Annotated in this window: 19 protein-coding genes; 14 read left to right on the top strand and 5 right to left on the bottom strand. The window is 67.9% G+C overall.

Translation table 11 applies throughout. The annotated features are described in order from the left end of the window. Positions 1-105: 105 nt before the first annotated feature. Positions 106-1,191, bottom strand: coding sequence for an inositol-3-phosphate synthase (locus ACFV15_RS01635; RefSeq protein WP_378348184.1), 1,086 nt, complete (start codon positions 1,189-1,191; stop codon positions 106-108). A 57-nt stretch (positions 1,192-1,248) separates the two neighbouring features. Further along, a complete protein-coding gene (locus ACFV15_RS01640; protein WP_091288769.1) occupies positions 1,249-1,794 on the bottom strand; it encodes a PadR family transcriptional regulator in 546 nt (181 codons plus the stop codon). Between the two features lie 253 nt (positions 1,795-2,047). Between ACFV15_RS01640 and ACFV15_RS01645 the strand changes: the two genes are divergently transcribed. Both ACFV15_RS01645 and ACFV15_RS01650 read left to right on the top strand, forming a co-directional pair. Continuing rightward, positions 2,048-2,452 (top strand): DUF5318 domain-containing protein, encoded by a 405-nt coding sequence (locus tag ACFV15_RS01645; protein ID WP_378348185.1) that lies wholly within the window; start codon positions 2,048-2,050, stop codon positions 2,450-2,452. 301 nt (positions 2,453-2,753) lie between these two features. After that, positions 2,754-5,216, top strand: a complete 2,463-nt coding sequence (locus tag ACFV15_RS01650) for a transglycosylase domain-containing protein (RefSeq protein WP_378348186.1) — start codon at positions 2,754-2,756, stop codon at positions 5,214-5,216. A 58-nt stretch (positions 5,217-5,274) separates the two neighbouring features. Here ACFV15_RS01650 and ACFV15_RS01655 read toward each other — a convergent pair whose 3' ends face one another. Further along, positions 5,275-6,789 carry an amidohydrolase family protein gene (locus ACFV15_RS01655; protein ID WP_378348187.1) on the bottom strand — a complete coding sequence of 505 codons (1,515 nt, stop codon included), beginning with the start codon at positions 6,787-6,789 and terminating at the stop codon, positions 5,275-5,277. Between the two features lie 60 nt (positions 6,790-6,849). Then, positions 6,850-7,893, bottom strand: a complete 1,044-nt coding sequence (locus ACFV15_RS01660; protein ID WP_378348188.1) for a Gfo/Idh/MocA family oxidoreductase — start codon at positions 7,891-7,893, stop codon at positions 6,850-6,852. Positions 7,894-7,947: 54 nt separating this feature from the next. On the opposite strand from ACFV15_RS01660, the gene ACFV15_RS01665 reads away from it, so the two are divergent. Both ACFV15_RS01665 and ACFV15_RS01670 read left to right on the top strand, forming a co-directional pair. After that, positions 7,948-9,018, top strand: a complete 1,071-nt coding sequence (locus ACFV15_RS01665; RefSeq protein WP_378348189.1) for an ROK family transcriptional regulator — start codon at positions 7,948-7,950, stop codon at positions 9,016-9,018. A 35-nt stretch (positions 9,019-9,053) separates the two neighbouring features. Further along, positions 9,054-10,574, top strand: coding sequence for a glycosyltransferase family 87 protein (locus ACFV15_RS01670; protein ID WP_378348190.1), 1,521 nt, complete (start codon positions 9,054-9,056; stop codon positions 10,572-10,574). On the opposite strand, the gene ACFV15_RS01675 is transcribed toward ACFV15_RS01670, so the two are convergent. Then, positions 10,548-11,327, bottom strand: coding sequence for a deoxyribonuclease IV (locus ACFV15_RS01675; RefSeq protein ID WP_378348191.1), 780 nt, complete (start codon positions 11,325-11,327; stop codon positions 10,548-10,550). The two genes, ACFV15_RS01670 and ACFV15_RS01675, sit on opposite strands and share 27 nt — an antisense overlap. Positions 11,328-11,462: 135 nt before the next feature. Here ACFV15_RS01675 and ACFV15_RS01680 point away from each other — a divergent pair, with 135 nt between their 5' ends. The 10 genes from ACFV15_RS01680 (at position 11,463) to ACFV15_RS01725 (ending at position 18,595) form a co-directional block, all read left to right on the top strand. Next, entirely contained in the window at positions 11,463-12,245 is a 783-nt protein-coding gene (locus tag ACFV15_RS01680) for a hypothetical protein (RefSeq protein ID WP_378348192.1), read from the top strand. A 250-nt stretch (positions 12,246-12,495) separates the two neighbouring features. Further along, positions 12,496-13,395: a hypothetical protein gene (locus ACFV15_RS01685; protein WP_378348193.1), complete on the top strand. Its 900-nt coding sequence runs from the start codon at positions 12,496-12,498 to the stop codon at positions 13,393-13,395. A gap of 85 nt (positions 13,396-13,480) precedes the next feature. Continuing rightward, positions 13,481-14,353, top strand: a complete 873-nt coding sequence (locus ACFV15_RS01690; RefSeq protein WP_378348194.1) for a hypothetical protein — start codon at positions 13,481-13,483, stop codon at positions 14,351-14,353. Positions 14,354-14,433: 80 nt separating this feature from the next. Then, positions 14,434-14,805 (top strand): 30S ribosomal protein S6, encoded by a 372-nt coding sequence (rpsF, locus tag ACFV15_RS01695; protein ID WP_176968577.1) that lies wholly within the window; start codon positions 14,434-14,436, stop codon positions 14,803-14,805. An 18-nt stretch (positions 14,806-14,823) separates the two neighbouring features. After that, positions 14,824-15,333 (top strand): single-stranded DNA-binding protein, encoded by a 510-nt coding sequence (locus tag ACFV15_RS01700; protein WP_378348195.1) that lies wholly within the window; start codon positions 14,824-14,826, stop codon positions 15,331-15,333. Between the two features lie 30 nt (positions 15,334-15,363). Next, positions 15,364-15,612 carry a 30S ribosomal protein S18 gene (gene rpsR, locus ACFV15_RS01705; protein WP_327553579.1) on the top strand — a complete coding sequence of 83 codons (249 nt, stop codon included), beginning with the start codon at positions 15,364-15,366 and terminating at the stop codon, positions 15,610-15,612. Positions 15,613-15,624: 12 nt separating this feature from the next. Then, complete coding sequence (gene rplI / locus ACFV15_RS01710; protein ID WP_378348196.1) at positions 15,625-16,080, top strand: 50S ribosomal protein L9; 456 nt, start codon at positions 15,625-15,627, stop codon at positions 16,078-16,080. Positions 16,081-16,239: 159 nt separating this feature from the next. Next, complete coding sequence (locus ACFV15_RS01715; protein WP_378348197.1) at positions 16,240-16,644, top strand: hypothetical protein; 405 nt, start codon at positions 16,240-16,242, stop codon at positions 16,642-16,644. Further along, a complete protein-coding gene (locus ACFV15_RS01720) occupies positions 16,641-17,243 on the top strand; it encodes a DUF3558 domain-containing protein (protein ID WP_378348198.1) in 603 nt (200 codons plus the stop codon). The genes ACFV15_RS01715 and ACFV15_RS01720 overlap by 4 nt, the downstream gene beginning before the upstream one ends. A gap of 5 nt (positions 17,244-17,248) precedes the next feature. Continuing rightward, positions 17,249-18,595, top strand: coding sequence for a hypothetical protein (locus ACFV15_RS01725; RefSeq protein WP_378348199.1), 1,347 nt, complete (start codon positions 17,249-17,251; stop codon positions 18,593-18,595). Positions 18,596-18,777 lie beyond the last annotated feature (182 nt).

Raw genomic sequence — 18,777 nt, forward strand, 5'->3', positions numbered from 1 at the left:
GTGGTTGGGGGGTTCTTGGGCTTTCGGGGGTGTGTGGTGGGGTGGGGGGGCGGGGGGGGGTGGGGGGGGGGGGGGGCCCCCCCCCCCCCCAACGCTCACGAGCACTCAGGCTTCGCCGCGGATGAAGCGCTCGACCTCGTCACGCGCGGTGGAGTCGTCGTACTGCTCGGGCGGCGACTTCATGAAGTACGAGGACGCCGAGAGGATCGGCCCGCCGATGCCGCGGTCCTTGGCGATCTTCGCGGCGCGGACGGCGTCGATGATGATGCCGGCCGAGTTGGGGGAGTCCCACACCTCGAGCTTGTACTCCATGTTCAGCGGCACGTCACCGAAGGCGCGACCCTCGAGGCGGACGTAGGCCCACTTGCGGTCGTCGAGCCACTGGACGTAGTCGGACGGTCCGATGTGGACGTTGCCCTTGCCGAGGTCGCGGTCGACCTGCGAGGTGACCGACTGGGTCTTCGAGATCTTCTTCGACTCGAGGCGCTCGAGCTCCTTCATGTTCAGGAAGTCCATGTTCCCGCCCACGTTGAGCTGCATCGTCCGGTCGAGCTGGACGCCGCGGTCCTCGAACAGCTTCGCCAGCACGCGGTGCGTGATGGTGGCGCCGACCTGGGACTTGATGTCGTCGCCGACGATCGGCACGCCCGCCTCGGTGAACTTGGCGGCCCACTCGGGGTCGGAGGCGATGAACACCGGCAGCGCGTTGACGAAGGCGACCTTCGCGTCGATGCAGGCCTGCGCGTAGAACTTGTCGGCGACCTCGGAGCCCACCGGGAGGTAGGACACCAGCACGTCGACCTCGGCCTCGCGCAGCGCGGCGACGATGTCGACCGGGGTCTCGTCGGACTCCTCGATGGTCTCGCGGTAGAACCGGCCGAGCCCGTCATGGGTGTGTCCACGCTGGACGGTCACGCCGAGCGGCGGGACGTCGGCGATCTTGATGGTGTTGTTCTCGCTCGCGACGATGGCTTCCGAGAGGTCGCGGCCGACCTTCTTGGCGTCCACGTCGAACGCGGCGACGAACTCGATGTCGCGGACGTGGTACTCGCCGAACTGCACATGCATCAAGCCGGGCACGCGGGACCCCGCGTCGGCGTCACGGTAGTACTGGACGCCCTGCACCAGCGACGCCGCGCAGTTACCGACGCCAACGATGGCCACCCGAACACTGCGGCGGTGCTCGCCCATGCCGGATTCTCCTTAGCTCGTTTTACTGTGTTGTAGGTGCTCGGCCGAGCGAAGCGCTCAATCCTCCTGAGCGCGCTGCTCGGCTTGTTCGTGCGCGATCAGCTCGTTGAGCCAGCGCACTTCCCGCTCACTCGACTCCAGCCCCAGCCGGTGCAGCTCGCGGGTATAGCGGTCGATCTTCTCCTCGGCCCTGGCCATGGCGGCCCGAAGTCCTTCACGCCGCTCCTCGACGCGTCGGCGGCGGCCTTCCAATATCCGCATCCTGACGTCGGCCGGTGTCCGCGAGAAGAACGCGAGATGGACGCCGAACCCTTCGTCGTCCCAGGTCTGCGGACCGGCGTCACCGAGCAGCTCGGCGAAGTGCTCCTTGCCCTCGGCCGTGAGCTTGTAGACCCGGCGGCCACGCCTCGACCACGCCTTGTTCTCTTCTTCGTCCAGCTCCTCGGTGATGAAGCCGTCCCGGAGCAGCCGCCGCAGGGTCGGATAGAGCGACCCGTAGGAGAAAGTCCGGAACATCCCGAGCGTCTCGTGCAAACGTTTGCGCAGCACGTACCCGTGCATGGGCGCCTCGTGCAGCAGTCCCAAGATTGCGAACTCCAGCACACCGACACCCCCTTCGGGAACAAACGGCCTCCACCGGCGTTAGCCCGGATGCTCGCTTGCCGCCTTTGGCAACCTACCGCCCGAGTATATCGCGCCGATACATCGAAGTGGCGCACGTAACCCTACTGGCCGTATGCCCAAGTGAGCATTTTCATCAGAGAGTTACGAAATCGACGGCGTGTCGGGCTTGGCCACGACGCCGCTAGGACGAACGGCCCATGGTCCACACAGACTTAGCCCGTACTCTGTTGTCGTGCGAAACCAGCGGGAGGTCGTGGACTACGCCTTGCAGCGCCGTGCGCTGCTGGCCGGGGTCCACTCCGGACGAGTAGGCACCCACGACGTGTGCGATGCCAGCCCGTACCTGCTGCGAGCTGCGAAGTTCCACGGCGAGGCCGGCGAGAATCCGTGCCCGATCTGCCGGAAGGAGCAGCTCACGCTGGTCTCGTGGGTCTATGGCGACGAGCTCAAGCACGTCGCCGGTTCGGCACGTGCGCAAGACGAGCTGACCAGGATGGATGGGCTCTTCTCGGAGTTCACCGTCTACGTCGTCGAGGTTTGCCGGACGTGTCACTGGAACCACCTGGTGCAGTCATACGTCCTGGGCACAGGAGACCCGCATACGCGGTCCCGTCCGCGGAGGACCGCGGGCCAGTGACGCCAGCAGAAAAAACCGCTGTAAACGCCAGTGGCGTACCCCGAAACGCCACTTCGGAGGCTCATTCGTGAACGACGATCGCAACCGCTCTTGGCCTGGTCAGGAGCCAGATGCCCCTCGCCGTGCCCAATGGCCGGGTGAAGACACACCGCAGTGGCCAGGCGACGAGGCCCCCAGACGTCCTCAGCGTCCCCAACGTCCCGCGCAGCCGCGCGGGAACAACGCAGGCGCCCCCCAATGGCCTGCCGGTGACGAAGGCAACATGGGCCGTCCGCAGCGCCCGGCAACGCCACCTGGCGGAATGCCGCCTCCACGCCGTCAAGGACCGCCTCCGCCTGGCGGTAACCGCCCGCCGGCCACCCCGCCCGGCGGTTACCGCCAGGGCGGTCCGCAGCAGGCACGCAGGCGCCCGCCGGAGCCACAGGTCGAGCCGGACCTGATCACCCACCACGAGCACAACGGCACCGCCGACGAGCTCGGCTACGACGACTACGACGAAGCCCGGTTCAACGACTACGGCACCGACGAACCCGACGACACCGGCGAAGGCCCTGAGCTCGACAAAAAGGGCAAGCCGGTACTGACGGCGGCGCAGAAGAAGAAGCGCCGCTGGAAGATCGTCCGCCGCTGCGCGTACGCGTTCGTCGCCATCTTCTTCGTCATCCCGGCGATCGCGTTCACGATCACCTACTTCCTCGTCGACGTCCCGTCGCAGGAGAGCGTCGCGGCGCGGCAGAGCCAGCCGATCAGCTTCACCTATTCCGACGGCAGCCCGATGGGCAAGATGCTGCCCCCGAAGGGTGGCGACCGGCGGATCGTCAAGCCGGACGAGATCCCGGACACCGTCAAGCACGCGGTGTACGCCGCGGAGGACGCGACCTTCGAGACCAACTCCGGGTTCGACGTCACCGGCATCCTGCGCGCGGTCTTCAACCAGCTGACCGGTGGCAAGGGCGGTGGTTCGACCATCTCCCAGCAGTACATCAAGAAGGCCACCGAGAACGAGGACCCGACGCTCACCCGTAAGTGGACCGAGCTGGTCAAGTCCTTCAAGATGACCAACCAGCAGGAGAAGCCGGACATCCTGGCCGCCTACCTCAACACGATCTACTTCGGCCGCCGCGCCGACGGGATCGGCGCGGCCGCGAAGGCGTACTTCGGCAAGGACCTCAAGGAGCTCACCCAGGCCGAGGCCGCGTACCTCGCGGGCGCCATTCAGGGCCCGAGCCGCACCGGCAACGCGGAGTACATGACCAGGCGCTGGAACTTCGTGATGGACCAGCTGGTCGCCAACAAGTGGATGACCAAGGCGGACCGTGACGCGGCCCAGCTGCCGACGCCGATCGCACTCGACGACCTGAAGGATCAGGCGGAGGGCTCGCCGGACTACTTCATCAGCAAGCGGGTGCTCGCCGAGCTGAGTGAGCAGGGCTTCGACGAGGACAAGCTGTTCTCCGGCGGTTACAAGATCCAGACCACGATCGACCCCAAGGCGCAGCAGGATGCCAAGAAGGCGGTCGAGGACGGGATGAAGGGGCAGACCGACGAGAACCTGCTGAACGCGCTGGTCGCCGTCGACCCGAAGACCGGCGGGGTGATCGCCTACTACGGCGGCCCCGAGGTGGTGCCGGACGGCGACACCGGGAAGAACAAGACCGGTCAGGACTGGGCCTCCATCCCGCACAACCCCGGTTCGTCGATGAAGGCCTACGACCTGGCGGCGTTCCTCAAGATGAACAAGGGGCTCGGCGAGACCTTCGACGGCTCGGACCGGCGAACGATCGGCGGCAGGCTGGTCCGGAACGCCGGTGAGAGCTCCAGCTGCGGCGAGCAGTGCACGGTCAAGGAGGCGATGGCCATCTCGGCCAACACCGTCTTCTTCGACATGGTGGTCAACAAGACCGGCACGAAAGCCGTGGTCACAGCAGCCAAGGACGCCGGCATCAAGGAAAAGCCGGACGGTCCCGCCGTGCTCGGTGACGACGCCAACATCTCGCTCGGTGGTGGTACGACGGTGGCCACCGCGGAGGACATGGCAGCGAGCTACGCGACCTTCGCGGGCGACGGCATGCGCCGCGACCGCCACTTCGTGCTGAAGCTGACGAACTCGGCCGACGAGGTCGCTTACGAGCCCAAGACCGAGGGCACGCCCGCGTTCGCGAGCAACGACGCGGACAAGAGCAAGCAGATCGCGAACAACGTCACCGAGGCGCTCAAGGGCGTCATCCCGCACTCGAACCTGAAGTGCCCGCCGAACCACGAATGCGTCGGCAAGACGGGTACCCAGCAGTACGACATGCAGAAGAACGACCCCAAGGCGTACGCGAACCTCAACGCGCAGACCTGGATGGTGGGTTACACGCCGTCGATCTCGGCCGCGGTGTGGGTCGGCGGCGACGGTAACAAGCCGTTGAAGGGCAAGAACGGCAAACCGATCTACGGTGCGACGATCGCGGGCCCGATCTGGCAGAACTTCATCTCCATGTACCTGACCGGCAAGCCGTCGGAGAAGTTCCCGGCGTTCAAGCCGATCGGCAAGGACCCCGGCCAGGTCACCACGACGCCGAAGAAGACCGAGACGCCGACGACGACCACGGAACCCCAGGACACGACGGAGAGCAACACCCCGTCGGACACGACGGAGAGCAAGCCGACGTCGAGTTCGAAGACGCGTCCCGGCCCCGGCGGTGGCACCGGCGGGCCGATCTTCCCGCAGCCGCCGGCAGGTGGCAACTCCGGTCGCGGTAGTGGTTCAGAGCCGTAGCGGCGATTGATCGAGCTGAAGGCCCGCCATCTTTCGGGAGATGGCGGGCCTTTCTGCTTTAGTGAGCGCCGGCGTGACAGGGGCAGAGTGAAACCGTGACGGCGTCGGCAGGCATTGTGGCCGCTGCCTTTTCGACGTCGTCGAGCATTTTCTGGCGTGCGGCCGGGTCGTAGTACTTGCCGCGCAGTGACACGCCGTGGAGCTTGCGGGTGTTGGCGATGTCCGCGAGCGGGTCGGCGTCGAGCAGCACGAGGTCGGCGAGCTTGCCGGGTGCGACGGAACCGGTTTCCCGTTCCCTGCCAAGGAATTTCGCGGACTCGATGGTCGCGGACCGCAAGGCGGCCATCGGGGACATGCCGGCCGTCACCAGGTGCTGGAGTTCTTCGTGCAGCGCGAAACCGGGATAGATCTCGCCGGTTCCGACATCCGTCCCGGCGAGGATCTGGACACCGGCACGATGCATTTCGCCGACCAGGCCGAGACGTAATTCCCAGAGCGCGGCCCATTCGGCGTCGGTTTGCGGGGTGCGGCCCTTGAGATAGAACTCGCGCAGCACGAAATCGTTGAGGTCGAGCGCGGACTTCGGCAGGTACTTGCGCAGCGGGTCGTCTTCGGGGCGATAGGCGCTGGCGTGGTCGAGAACGTTGTGCAGCGCCAAAGTCGGCACCTGCCTGGCGCCGCAGGCGGCGAACTTCGCGAAGAGGGCGCGGGCCTTGACCGGGCTGTGCGTGTGCGCGGCCTCCCATTCGATGGGGTGCATCGCGGTGAACCAGCTGTTGTAGTCGCCGTCCGTGAAATCGAGGTTGCGCAGGCGTTCGACCAGCTCGGCTTCCTTGCGCGAGGTGCCGTAGAAGGTCCAGAAAAGGTGTTCGAAACTGCGCTGGCCGAGGTCGACCGCGGTTTCGATCGGCACGCTGTCCGGGCAATGGCCGAGGAACGGCAAGCCGAGCTTGCGTGATTCGTCGGCGATCGCGTTCAGCGACACCGGCGAGACGCGGGTGTAGACCTTGATGAACTCGGCGCCTTCGGCCTTGGCCTCGCGGACCGCGGCCCTGGCGTCGGCGTCGCCGGAGACCTTGACGATGTTGGCGAAGTTCGGGTCCCACAGCGAGGGAATGCCGTCGATGATCCGGCTGCCGAGCACCCAGCGCGGGCCGAGCAGCGTGCCAGCTTCGACTCGGCGGCGCATTTCGAAGTGGCGCGGCTCGGTGCTCATGTCGCGGATGGTGGTGACGCCGTTCGCGACGTGCAGTGGCAGGTCGATGACGTCGGCACCGGTGTGGACATGGAGGTCGCAGAGTCCCGGCAGCAGGAACTTGCCGGGTAGGTCGTGGATCAGGACACCGGGTGGGACCCGGATGTCCTGACTGCGGCCGACGGCGACGATCCGGTCGCCGATGACCACCACGGTCATGTCCGGCCGCAGTCGTCCGCTGATCACGTCGACGACCGTGACGTGCCGGAACGCGTATCCGATCTCGGCACTCGCCGTCGCCGGTTTCGCGACCGCGACCGCCACTCCCGCCGCGATACCGCCTGACAACGCGCTACGCCTTGAGATTCCCCTAGTCATGTAAGGAATCCTGCCCGTGGCCGGCGGTGCGGTCACTCCGCGAACCGGCTGGTTGTCACGTCAAAGCGTGACAACGCGACCTTCCCGCGCGGACAACTGCGCGACTTCGATCACGCGCAGTGCTTCCAAGGCACTCGCCGGGTCCACCGGGAATTCGCCAGTCCCGGTCAGCGCGTCACGGACCTGCGCGTAGAAGTCTTCGTAGCGGCCGGTTTCGGTCGGCACGCGCTCGACCTCCGCGCCGACACCGAGCACACCGGCGTCAGACTCGGGCTCGACGCCCCAGCCGTCGTCACCGGGACGCAGGCCGTCCTTGATCTGCGGTTCCTGCACGTCCAGGCCGAACTTGGTGAAGGTGGCCTGCTTGCCCATCAACCGGAAACGCGGGTTCAGCGTGCCCGCCCACGCCGTGGCCCACAGGTGTGAGCGGACGCCGCTCGCGTGGTGCAGCGCGACGAACGCGTCGTCGTCGACCGCGCCGCCGTCGCGACGGATGTCGATCTCGGCGTAGACCTGGGTGACCGGGCCGAACAACTGCAGCGCCTGGTCGACGATGTGCGCGCCGAGGTCATAGAAGAGGCCTCCGGCTTCGGCCGGGTCACCGAGCTGGCGCCAGTTGTCGCGGGGAGTCGGAACCCAGCGGTCGTAGCGGGACTCGAAACGGACGATCTCGCCGAGCTTGCCGGAGTCGATGACCTTGCGGACGGTCAGGAAGTCCGAGTCGAGGCGCCGGTTCTGGAACACGGTGAGCCCGACGCCCGCCTTCGTCGCGGCCTCGAGCACCGAGGATGCCTCGGCCGCGGTCCGCGCGAACGGCTTGTCGACGACCACGGGCACGCCGCGCTCGATCGCCTTGAGCGCCAGTTCGGCGTGCGTCCGGTTGGGCGTGGTGACGACCACGAAGTCCAGGTCGAGCGCGAACAACGCGTCGGCGTCCGGGACGACGGCGGCGGCCGGGTAGTCGGACTGGGCCTGCGCGGCGCGCTCCGGGTTGCCGGTGACGATCGCCGCGACGGCCAAGCCGGACGTCGAGTCGATGAGCGGGGCGTGGAAGACGCGCCCGCCGATGCCGTAACCGAGGATTCCCGCTCGCAAGTCAGCCATACCTCTATTAAACAACGCTGTTGCGTAATTCGCCAGACATGCGACGATCCTTACGTGACAGACACCGGGGTGAACCTCCGCGGCCTACGCCAGCACAACCGCGCGCTGCTGCTCACCGAGATCAGGCGAGGGGGCGGGCTGAGCCGTGTCGAGCTCGCCGCACGCAGCGGACTCACCCAGCAGGCGGTCTCCAAAATCGTGCCGGAGCTGCTGCAAGCCGGCCTGCTCGACGAGCAGCGCCAGCCGGCGGCAGGCGTCGGTAAGCCGCGCACGAGGCTCGCGATCCGGCCAGAGGCCCGGTACGCGCTCGGCGTGCAGATCGACCGCGATGAGGTGCAGGTCGTGCTCGTCGACCTGCTCGGCGACGAGGTCGCGGAGACCACCGCGCCGCTGCCCGCCGGGTTCAGCCCCGACGAGGCGATCGAGGCCATCACCGACGGCGCGCACCGCGTGTCCGCCGGGCTCGACCGGGCAAAACTGCTCGGCATGGGCGTCGGCGCGCTCGGCCCGCTCGACCATCGGACCGGCATCGTCCACCACGCGACCAACATGCCCGGCTGGCGCAAGGTCAAGCTGCGCGATCAGCTCGCCGAGAGCGTCGGGCTGCCGGTGATCGTCGACAAGGACACCAACGCCGCCGCGCTGGCGCACCAGTGGAGTGCGCGTGCCCCCGAGCCGGCGACGGCCGTGGTGCTGGTCGGCACCGGAATCGGTGTCGGGCTGCTCATCGACGGCAGGCTCTACCGCGGTCCGCGCACCAACGCGGGCGAGTTCGGCCACACCACGCTCGCCTACGACGGTCCGCTGTGCCCGTGCGGACGGCACGGCTGTGTCGAGGTGCTGCACAACCTGGCAGGGAGTCAGGAGGAGGCCGCGGGCCTGCTCGGGATCGGGCTCGCCGACCTGGTCCAGGTGCTCGATCTGGAGCGGATCGTGCTGGCAGGGCGTGCGGTCCAGGCCGCGCCGGAGGTGTACGCGGCGGCCGTCGCAGCCAAGTTTGAGGAGCTGCTCCCGCTGCCGAACTGGCAGCGCATCCGGCTCGACGTGAACACGCTCGGCGAGGACATCGTGGCCGTCGGGGCCGCCGCGGAGGTGCTGGACCGGTTTTACGCCGACCCTAAATGACGACCCGTTCACCCCGTTGCCGATAGCATCCGCGCGTGCCAGACGATCAGACCACCGCGCCGGAAGCGGGGGTGCCACTCTCGCTCGGTCTCGACGAACGGGTGGCGCCGAGCCGCACCGATCCGCTCGTGGCGGCGGCGACGAGACCGATCGGCGGACCGCTCGGTGACCACGCCGCCGTCGGCAGGCACTGGTTCTGGTCCCCGCAGCGAGTCGGTCTCCTGCTCGCCTTGCTGGCGCTGGTCGTGAGCTGGTTCGGCAAATCCGCGTGCATCCAGTCGTACACCGACAGCGATGGCCACGCCGCGCTCGACTGGCGGGCGGGCCGCCCGTACGTCGCGATGTGTTACTCCGACCTCGTGCCGCTCTACACGGCCGAGAAGCTCAACCAGCCGGGCACCTTCCCGTACGCGACCTCGTGGAACGACGACACGGGCACGCAGGTCAAGTACATGGAGTACCCGGTGGTCACCGGGTTGTTCCAGTGGATCAACGCGAAACTGACCGCGGGTGTGCTCGCCGTGTTCCCCGGTTCGCTGCCGGTGGCGATCTACTTCAACCTGTCGGCGCTGTGGCTGAGCCTGTTCTGGCTGCTGGCCGTCTGGGCGACCGGGCGATCCAACCGGCGCAGGCCGTGGGACGCGGCGCTCGTCGCGATCTCACCGCTGATGCTGGTGCACGCGTTCACGAACTTCGACACGATCGGCGCCGGGCTCACCGCGGCTGGCATCCTCGCCTGGGCACGCAAGAAACCCGTGGCCGCCGGCGTCCTGCTCGGGCTGGCCGCGGCGGCGAAGCTGTATCCGCTGCTGCTGCTCGGACCACTTTTCGTGCTGTGCCTGCGCGCCGGGAAGACCCGCGCGTGGCTGGTCACCGCGACGGCTACCGCGGGCACCTGGCTGGTGGTCAACGCGCCGTTCGCGCTGTTCATGCGCGACGGCTGGCAGGAGTTCTTCCGGCTCAGCGTGCTGCGGCCGATGGACCCCGACTCGATCTACAACGTGATCGCGTACCTCACCGGCTGGCACGGCTTCGACGGCGTGCTCGCGAAGGGTGAGACGCCGAACGTCCTCAACGTGGTCATCGTCGTGGTGTTCATGGCGTGCTGCGCCGGCATCACCTACATGACGCTGACCGCGCCGCGACGGCCTCGCGTCGGGCAGCTGTTCTTCCTGGTGGTGGCGGCTTTCCTGCTCACCGGCAAGGTGTGGAACCCGCAGTACTCGCTGTGGCTGGTGCCGCTGGCCGTGCTCGCGATCCCGCGCTGGCGGCCGTTGCTCGCCTGGATGGTGCTCGACGCGCTCGTCTGGGCGCCGCGGATGTTCTATTACCTGGGCGTGGACAACAAAGGGCTGCCCGAGAGCTGGTTCCTGGGCACCGTCGTGGTGCGCGACCTGGCGTTGATCGGACTCTGTGTACTGGTCGTCCGCGAGATCTACCGGCCCGCGACGGACCTCGTCCGGCTGCACGGCGACGACGACCCCGCCGGGGGCTTCCTCGACGGCGCCCCCGACAAGTTCGTCGTGCTGTCACGCCGCCGCGAGGCGCTCGCGTAAGTAGGCGACGTCGGCGGCCTGGCCATCGGCGGGAGTCTCCACGATCACCGGGCAGCCTGCCTCGGCCGCGACACCGGCGAGGATCTCCGGGTCAATGGTGCCTTCGCCGTTGATGACGTTGGCGTGGCGGTCACGCGCGGAGTTGAACTCGTCGCGCGAGTTGTTCAGGTGCACCAGGTCGATCCGGCCGGTGATGGCCTTGACCTTCTCGACGGCCTTGCTCAGATCCCAGCCCGCCGCGAAGGCGTGACAGGTGTCGAGGCAGAAGCCCGCGTCGAACTCGCCGACCTGGTCCCAGAGCCTGGCGATGGTGTCGAGATCACGGGTCATCGCGTTGTCGCCGCCCGCGGTGTTCTCGATCAGGATCGGCACCGCGAAACCGCCGTCCTTGGCCTGCCGTTCGAACAGCTTGCGCCAGTTTTCCAGCCCCTGCTGGGGATCTTCGTCCTTGCGCACATGCCCGCCGTGCACGATCAGGCCACGTGCGCCGACCAGCTTGGCGCCGTCCGCGTGCTGCTGGACGTTCTTGCGCGACGGAATGCGGATGCGGTTGTTCAGCGAAGCCACGTTGATCAGGTAAGGCGAGTGGATGAACACCGCGAGCCCTGACGCGGCGATCTCCTCGGCGGCCGGATGCGGCTTCGGCGCCTTCCAGCCCTGCGGATCGCTCAGGAAGAACTGCACCGCGTCGCCGCCACGGGCCTGTGCGGTCGGGACCGGATCGTCTTCGTGAACATGGACGCCAATCTGCATGGGTCCACCGTACAAGGGACCTCGACGACGGCTTGGTGACTCTCGTGGGGTAGTTTATGCGCGTTCCGTGATCATTCTTAGGCCGAATGCAGTCATCTGCTTGCACCGAGCAGCCCAATGGCGAAGGAAGACGCGATGCGCAACGCACTGTCTCGGATCACCGCGCTGGGGTTCGTAGTCACGGCTTCACTCGCGTTCCCGCTGACAGCGGCGGCCGACGAAACCCTCTCCGGCAGCTGCGCCACCACGCTCCAAGGCGCGCGCGCGAACGGTCTCGTCCTCGACGCCGGCGCCCCGCTCAACCTCCCCGGCAAGCTGACGATCGCACTCGACTCGCAGGCGGCCGCGCGCCAGGACCAGGCCGCGCTCTCCCTCCCGGTCGGCGACACCGTCCGCGCGCTCGGCCTCGGCAACTCCCCGCAGGTGCGCGGGCTGTGCACGAACGCCCAGAACACGGTCAACGCCGTCGGCGACACGACACAGGGCGTGCTGGGCGGCGCCGCCGCCCAGCCCAAGCCCGGCAAACCGGCGCCGGTCCCGCACGAGCCTGGCAAGCCGGAGCCGAAGCCGTCGGACCCCGCCACGGAGACCCCGTCGACCGAGATCAACCCGGTCGTGCCGATCGACGGCGGCGGCCCCGGCGCGGTGGTCATCCCCGGGTTCTTCCTCAACCCGTACCCGCTGCCCGCCGGCTTCAGCTCGGCCGCCCCGGTGATCGCGATGGCGGTACCGCCGGGCAAGGCGCCGAGCCTGAGCGTCGACGACTACCCGGTGGTCGTCGCGGACCGGTCCGGCACCGCGCAAGCGCTGGTCACGCCGCAGGCTCCGGCCCGGCTGCCACTGTTGCTCGCCGTGCTCGCGGTTTCAGTCGTCGCCGCCGGTCTTCTGCGCGCCTGGATGTACCGCAAGACCAGCTAGGTCACCCGCGGATCGATCCACGTGAACGCCACTTTCGCAACGCTCAACGTTGCGAAAGTGGCGTTCATGCGGATCGGGCATGGCGGCGCGAGCCACACTCATGAGCGACCGAACTGGGCGCGCAAGGCCCGCTAGGTCACCCGGTGTAACGCCGTTCCACCCGAATGCCGAGGTTTTTTCACTGGGCGGGCGTCACTGCTGTCCGTTAGCGTCGTTATCCCAGCAACAACGGCGATTGGGGTCAGCTGGCATGCGGTATCCGACACGCAGAGCGACGGCGATCGGTGCGACGGCCTTCGTCCTCGCGGGGTCCGCCGTGCTCGGCGCGCCAGGGACCGCGTCGGCCGAGACGAAGACGGTGCCCTGTGGCTCGTCCATCACCGCGAAGCCCGGTGACCACGTCGTCGCGACCACGCCACTGCTCGGTATCCCGCTGGACCTGGGCTTCGTCGGCCAGGCGTCCCAGGTACTGACCGGCACCATCAACGCGCTGCTCGGCACGGTCTGCAAAGTCACCGTGACCGTGGTCAACACTGTCGTCTCGCCGATCCCTGTGGTCGGCCCGCCCGCCGCGGACGCCATCAACCAGGGTGTCTCGGACGGCACGAACAAGCTCACCGACACCGTGAACAAGGTCGGCGGCGTCGGACAGGCCCCGCAGAACCCCGGCGCGCCAGGCAGCCCGCAGACGCCGGGTGGTGACACGCCAGGTGCGCCAGGTGCTCCGGCAGGCGGACCGGCTCCCGGCGTGACGATCCCCGACGCGAACAGCCCGGTGATCGGCGGCGGCAGCGCGCCCGAGTTCGGCGGACTGCCCGGCAACTTCTTCACCCCGACCGGCTGGGCCGCGATGCGCGACTACGGCGGCATCCCGGTGGCGGGCGCCGGCGCCTTCTCACCTTCGCCCGCGCTGCGCTACGGCAACCAGATCCCGGGATACGCCCCGCAGTTCGGACTGCTGGGTTCGGACGGAAAGAAGAATTCGGGCGCCGGTATCCAGAATGCGGGACAGGCGGAAGCGCTCCCGTACACCGGTGAATCGAGCGAAGAACCCGGATTACCGGTGCTCATCGCCGTATTGGCACTCTCCGGAGTCAGCGCCTGGCTCGTTCGGACCTGGGTACTCCGCCGAATGGCCGCTACTGTTTAGTCCTACCGCGAAGTATCTTTCCGGTGCCCGGCTCGTTGAAGCTGTGTCGCCCTGAAATGAATTCGTCTTCTGGAGGACTGCGCCCGTGCGGAAGAACGCTGCCCCGATCACCCGCAAGGCGCTCACCCTCTCCTCGATGGCTCTACTACTAGGTGCGGGCGCGTTCCTCGGCGGCGGCACGGCCTCCGCGAGCACCACGCTCGCCGACGCCTGCAGCGGCTCGGTCAGCTCGACCATCGGCAGCACGGTCGCCATCTCCGGCAACTCGGTCAAGGAACTGGTCCGCAAGGGCGCCAACGAGGCAGGCACGCTCGCGGTCGGCGACTGGGCGGCCAACGACATCGCGAAGGTCGCCACGATCAACGTCGGCACCGTCCCGAACGCGGCCGGTGGCTCGGTCGACGGCGCCACCATCGGCAAGGCCGTGCGCGCGGCGCTCAAGGCCACCGGCACCTGGGGACTGGGCTTCGACCAGGAGAAGACGCTCACCAGCGTGCAGAACAAGGTCGCCGGCGGCTGCGGGCTGACCGTGGTCGCGGCGAACTACGTCGCGCCGAGCAGCGAGTCGCCGCGCGACGACCAGCCGTCCAACAGCGGCACCCAGCCAGGCTCCACGCCGGGCACCCCCAACTTCACGCCGAACGGCGGCACCGGCGGCCTGACCGTCCCGGCGCGTGACTACGGCAACATCCCGGTCGCCGGCCAGCCCGGCTTCGGCCTCCCGCCGGGCGCCAAGTACCCGGCAGGCACCCCGGTGCCCGGCCAGGCTCCCGAGTTCGGCCTGCCCGGTGCCGCCAACGGCCAGGGCGCCGACATCCGCAACGCGGGCAACGCCGAGCAGATCGCCGCGCCCGCCGGTGACAGCGGCGTCGAACTCCCCATGCTCCTGGCCGTGATCCTGCTGGCCGGAGTGACCGCGGCACTGGTCAGGACCTGGGTGCTGCGCAGGGTGTCGTAGGGGCCACGTAGACTCCCTCCTTGACAAACCCTCCTGCCATGGATTTCCCATGGCCGTGAGCCCACAGGAGGTGAGTGGTTGTGTCACGCCATTACGAGGTAATGGTCATCCTCGATCCCACGCTCGACGAGCGCACCGTCGCACCGACGCTGGACACGTTCCTCAACGTGATCCGCACGTCGGGCGGCAGCGTTGAGAAGGTCGACGTCTGGGGCCGCAGGCGGCTCTCGTTCGAGATCAAGAAGCACGCCGAAGGCATCTACGCCCTGCTGGACCTCAACTCCACGCCGGACGCCGTCAAGGAGCTCGACCGGCAGCTGTCGCTGCAGGAGACCGTGCTCCGCACCAAGGTCATGCGTCGCGAGGTGCCCAAGGCCGGGTCCCGCCTGCTGCGCAAGCCGGCCGCGAAGCCCGTCAAGGCCGCTGCCGCGACTGCCGCCGCCAAGGCCTGAGGCTAAGGAGAAGTCCCGATGGCTGGAGACACCGTAATCACGGTGATCGGCAACCTGACCTCGGACCCGGAACTGCGGTTCACCCCTTCCGGTGCGGCGGTCGCGAACTTCACGGTCGCGTCCACCCCGCGCACGCTGGACAAAGCGTCCGGTGAGTGGAAGGACGGCGAGGCGCTGTTCCTGCGCTGCAACATCTGGCGTCAGGCCGCGGAAAACGTGGCCGAGTCCCTGACCCGTGGCGCGCGCGTCGTGGTGCAGGGTCGCCTGAAGCAGCGGTCCTTCGAGACCAAAGAGGGTGAGAAGCGCACCGTCGTCGAGCTCGAGGTCGACGAGATCGGGCCTTCTCTTCGCTACGCGACCGCCAAGGTGAACAAGGTGAGCCGCGGCGGCGGTGGCGGCGGCTTCGGCGGTGGCGCCCCGTCCGGTGGAGGCGGCGGCGGTATGCCGGCCGACGACCCATGGGGTTCCGCTCCCGCGGCGTCCTCCGGTGGTGGCGGCGGCGGTTTCGCCGACGAGCCCCCCTTCTAAACAACCACTTTCTTTTTCTAGGAGTCCACAGTGGCTAAGCCACCCATTCGCAAGCCCAAGAAGAAGGTTTGCGTGTTCTGCAAGGCCGTGAAGAAGGGCCGTCCCGAGTCGATCGACTACAAGGACACCAACCTGCTTCGCAAGTACATCTCGGACCGCGGGAAGATCCGCGCCCGTCGTGTCACCGGCAACTGCAGCCAGCACCAGCGTGACATCGCCATCGCGGTCAAGAACTCCCGCGAAATGGCGCTGCTGCCCTACACCTCGACCGCACGCTAAGGAGGCAAGTCAATGGCGAAGATCATTCTCACCACCGACGTTGCCAACCTCGGCGGCCCCGGCGACATCGTCGAGGTCAAGGACGGCTACGCGCGTAACTTCCTCTTCCCCCGTGGCTACGCGATGCCCGCCACCAAGGGTGCGGAGAAGAACGTCCAGACCATCCGCCGCGCGCAGGAGGGTCGCCGTATCCGCGACCTCGACCACGCCAAGGAGGTCAAGGCGACGCTCGAGGGCCTCGGCGCCATCGAGCTGTCCGCCAAGGCCGCCGAGGGCTCGAAGAAGCTCTTCGGTTCGGTCACCAACGCCGACATCGTGTCGGCCATCAAGTCCGCCGGTGGCCCGCTGCTCGACAAGCGCGTCATCGAGCTCAAGGACCACATCAAGACCGTCGGCAAGCACTCGGTGAGCGCTCGCCTGCACCCGGACGTGAAGGTCGACGTCCGCCTCGAGGTCAAGGCCAAGTAACACCCTGCTTCACCTGAAGGCGGGAACCTCCCCTCGCGGGGGTTCCCGCCTTCTTTATGCTCGGGGACGGGAACGCCGGTGGCGACCGCCGCGTCCGAGTAGGAGACTGGAAACTCAGCGTTAGGGGGCTCGACGACAATGGGTGACGCTCCAAACCCGATGACCCAAAACCCGAACAACCGCCGGGTGATCACCATGCCTGCGCCGGCGGGCAACACGCCCACTCCTGGCGGCGGGAGCACCGGTGGCGGCGGTTTCCAGTTCGACGCCGACAAGATCGACGGCGTGATCCAGCAGTGGCAGGATCTGCTGGCCGATCTCAAGGCCGACGAGCGTGACGCGGAAATGATGGCCAACGTCGAGGCGCCGGGGCGCGAATTCGCCAGCGGTGACTGGGAGAAGCTCGCGAACCCGTCCGGCAAGGCGTTCTACGAGCAGAACCGCGCGATGCAGGAGTACGTCAACCAGTACATCGAATCGCTGCAGCTCGCCAAGAAACAGATCACCACGCAGGAGGCGGAGACCGAAGCCGCCATCTCCAAGACGGGAAACCGCGCGCAGTGAACCGGGCACTCACGATCTCCGTCACCGCTCTCGCACTCGGCACGGCGCTCACCGGCTGCAGCAAGAGCAGCTCCGGCTCCGGCCTGCCGATGAGCACGTCCACCTCGGAATCGAGCGCGGCCGCCGGTTCGGGGTCCGGCTCGGCGCCTCGGGTGCCTTCGCCGCTGAACACCGCGAGCCTGCTTTCCGACGCCTGCACCGGGCTGTCCTCGTCGGCGTTGAGCCAGTTGCAGCTCAAAGCCGGCTATCGCAGGACCAACAACTCCGGCCCCACCTGCGCCTGGGACTCCTCAGCCACCTCGTCCGACACGGTCAGCATCTCGCCGATCACGACGAGCAAGGGCGGGCTCAGCACCATCTACGACCGCAAGGACAAGCAGGAGTACTTCGAGCCGACGACCATCGGCGGCTACCCGGCCGTCTTCGCCGACCCGGTCGACCGGCGTACCGACGGCCGCTGCTCGCTGCACGTCGGGGTCACCGACGACCTGGAGGTGCTGGTGTTCACCCAGCTGTCCGACGGGAAGGCGAAGACCAATCCGTGCCCGGTGGCCGAAGACGTCGCCACCGCGATGATCGACACGCTGAAGGCAGGCTGATCGCCGTGTTGTTCCTGATTCCCATCGTCGCAGGCGCCGCCGCCTACGGATGGCTCAGCCGGGACAAGTCCGGCAGCTACGCCGCCGGTGACGGCGACCGCAAGATCGACTGCTACCAGATCTGGTACCAGCTCAACCACGGTCCGGGCCCGCAGTCCATCAGCGACGGCCAAGCCTCCGCCGCGACACTCAAAAGCGTTTACCAGCAACGCCTCACGACCATCGACAAGCTCGCCCGCGACATGGACGCGGCGTGGCAAGGTGGCGGCGTGGAGGCCGCGCAGAACGCGGGCGCGCACCCGCTGAAGATGTGGATGCAGGACTCGGGAAGGAAGCTCGCCGAGAGCGACAAGTACCTGGGCGAGCAGCACGAGGCGTTCAACACCGTGACGTCCAAGGTCGTCCAGGTGCCGGAAAAGCCGCCGGAGAACAACTTCCTCAACTCGATCACGCCGTGGGAGACCGACACCGACCGCGCGATCAAGGACTACAACAAAAACGGCCAGGCCAACGTCGACGCCTTCAACGAGTACTTCAAGGCGAGCAACGCCAACGGCGAGAAAATGCCGACGTACAGCCAGATGTCCGGCGACGTCGACAAGGTCGGCGTCACCGACGACGGGAAGAACGGCAAGGGCAAGGAAAAGCCGGGCGGGGACGACGGCAGCGACGACGGCGGCAAAGGCCGCGGGAGCATCCCCGGTGGCGGCGGGAGCATTCCGGGTGGCGGGGGCAGTATCCCCGGCGGCGGCAGCATGCCTGCCGGTCCCGGCAGCATCCCCGGTTACAAGCCGGGCCAGATTCCCGGCGCACCCGGTGGCTACAAGCCGCCGACCATTCCCGGCTATCAGCCTGGCCAAGTTCCCGGTCCTGGCTCGTACACCCCGCCGAAGTACCCGGGCTGGAACGACGACACCAATGCGTCCGGCTACAAGCCGGGCTCCATCCCCACCGGCTTCGGTCCCGGCAGCGGCAGCATTCCGGGCGGCGGCAGCGGTTTCACACCGGGCGGCGGTGGCTCGATCGACACCGGTGGCTTCGGCCCCGGCTCGGGTGGCGCCATCGGAACGGGCGGGTTCGGGCCCGGTTCCGGCACCGGCGCGGCACTTCCCGGCCAGGGCATGGGCACCGGCGCAGGCGCGGGTGGAGCCGGAGCGGCAGGTGCCGCGGGCGCGGCCGCGGCGGCAGGCAAGGGCGGAATGATGGGCGGCGGCATGGGCGGTATGGGCCACGGCGCCAAGGGTGGCGGCGCCGAGGACACCGAGCGCTCGTCCAAGTTCCTGCTCGGCGAGGACGGCAACGAGTTGTTCGGCACCGACGAGCTGACCGCGCCGCCTGTCATCGGCGAATAGACAGGGCGTGTCCTGTGGATCTTGTGCGATGGGAGTCGTGATCCAGGTGGCCGCTGGCGGCGCCGTGGGATCATCCTCGTACCGGGTTGTACTCGGGTGATCGCGCGGTGCCGCCGGCGGTCACCTGGGCGCGGCTAGCGCGTGCAAGATCCACAGGACACGCCCTAGGCCGCCGTGCCAAG

The sequence above is a fragment of the Amycolatopsis sp. NPDC059657 genome (assembly GCF_042734395.1).
GTDB lineage: Bacteria > Actinomycetota > Actinomycetes > Mycobacteriales > Pseudonocardiaceae > Amycolatopsis.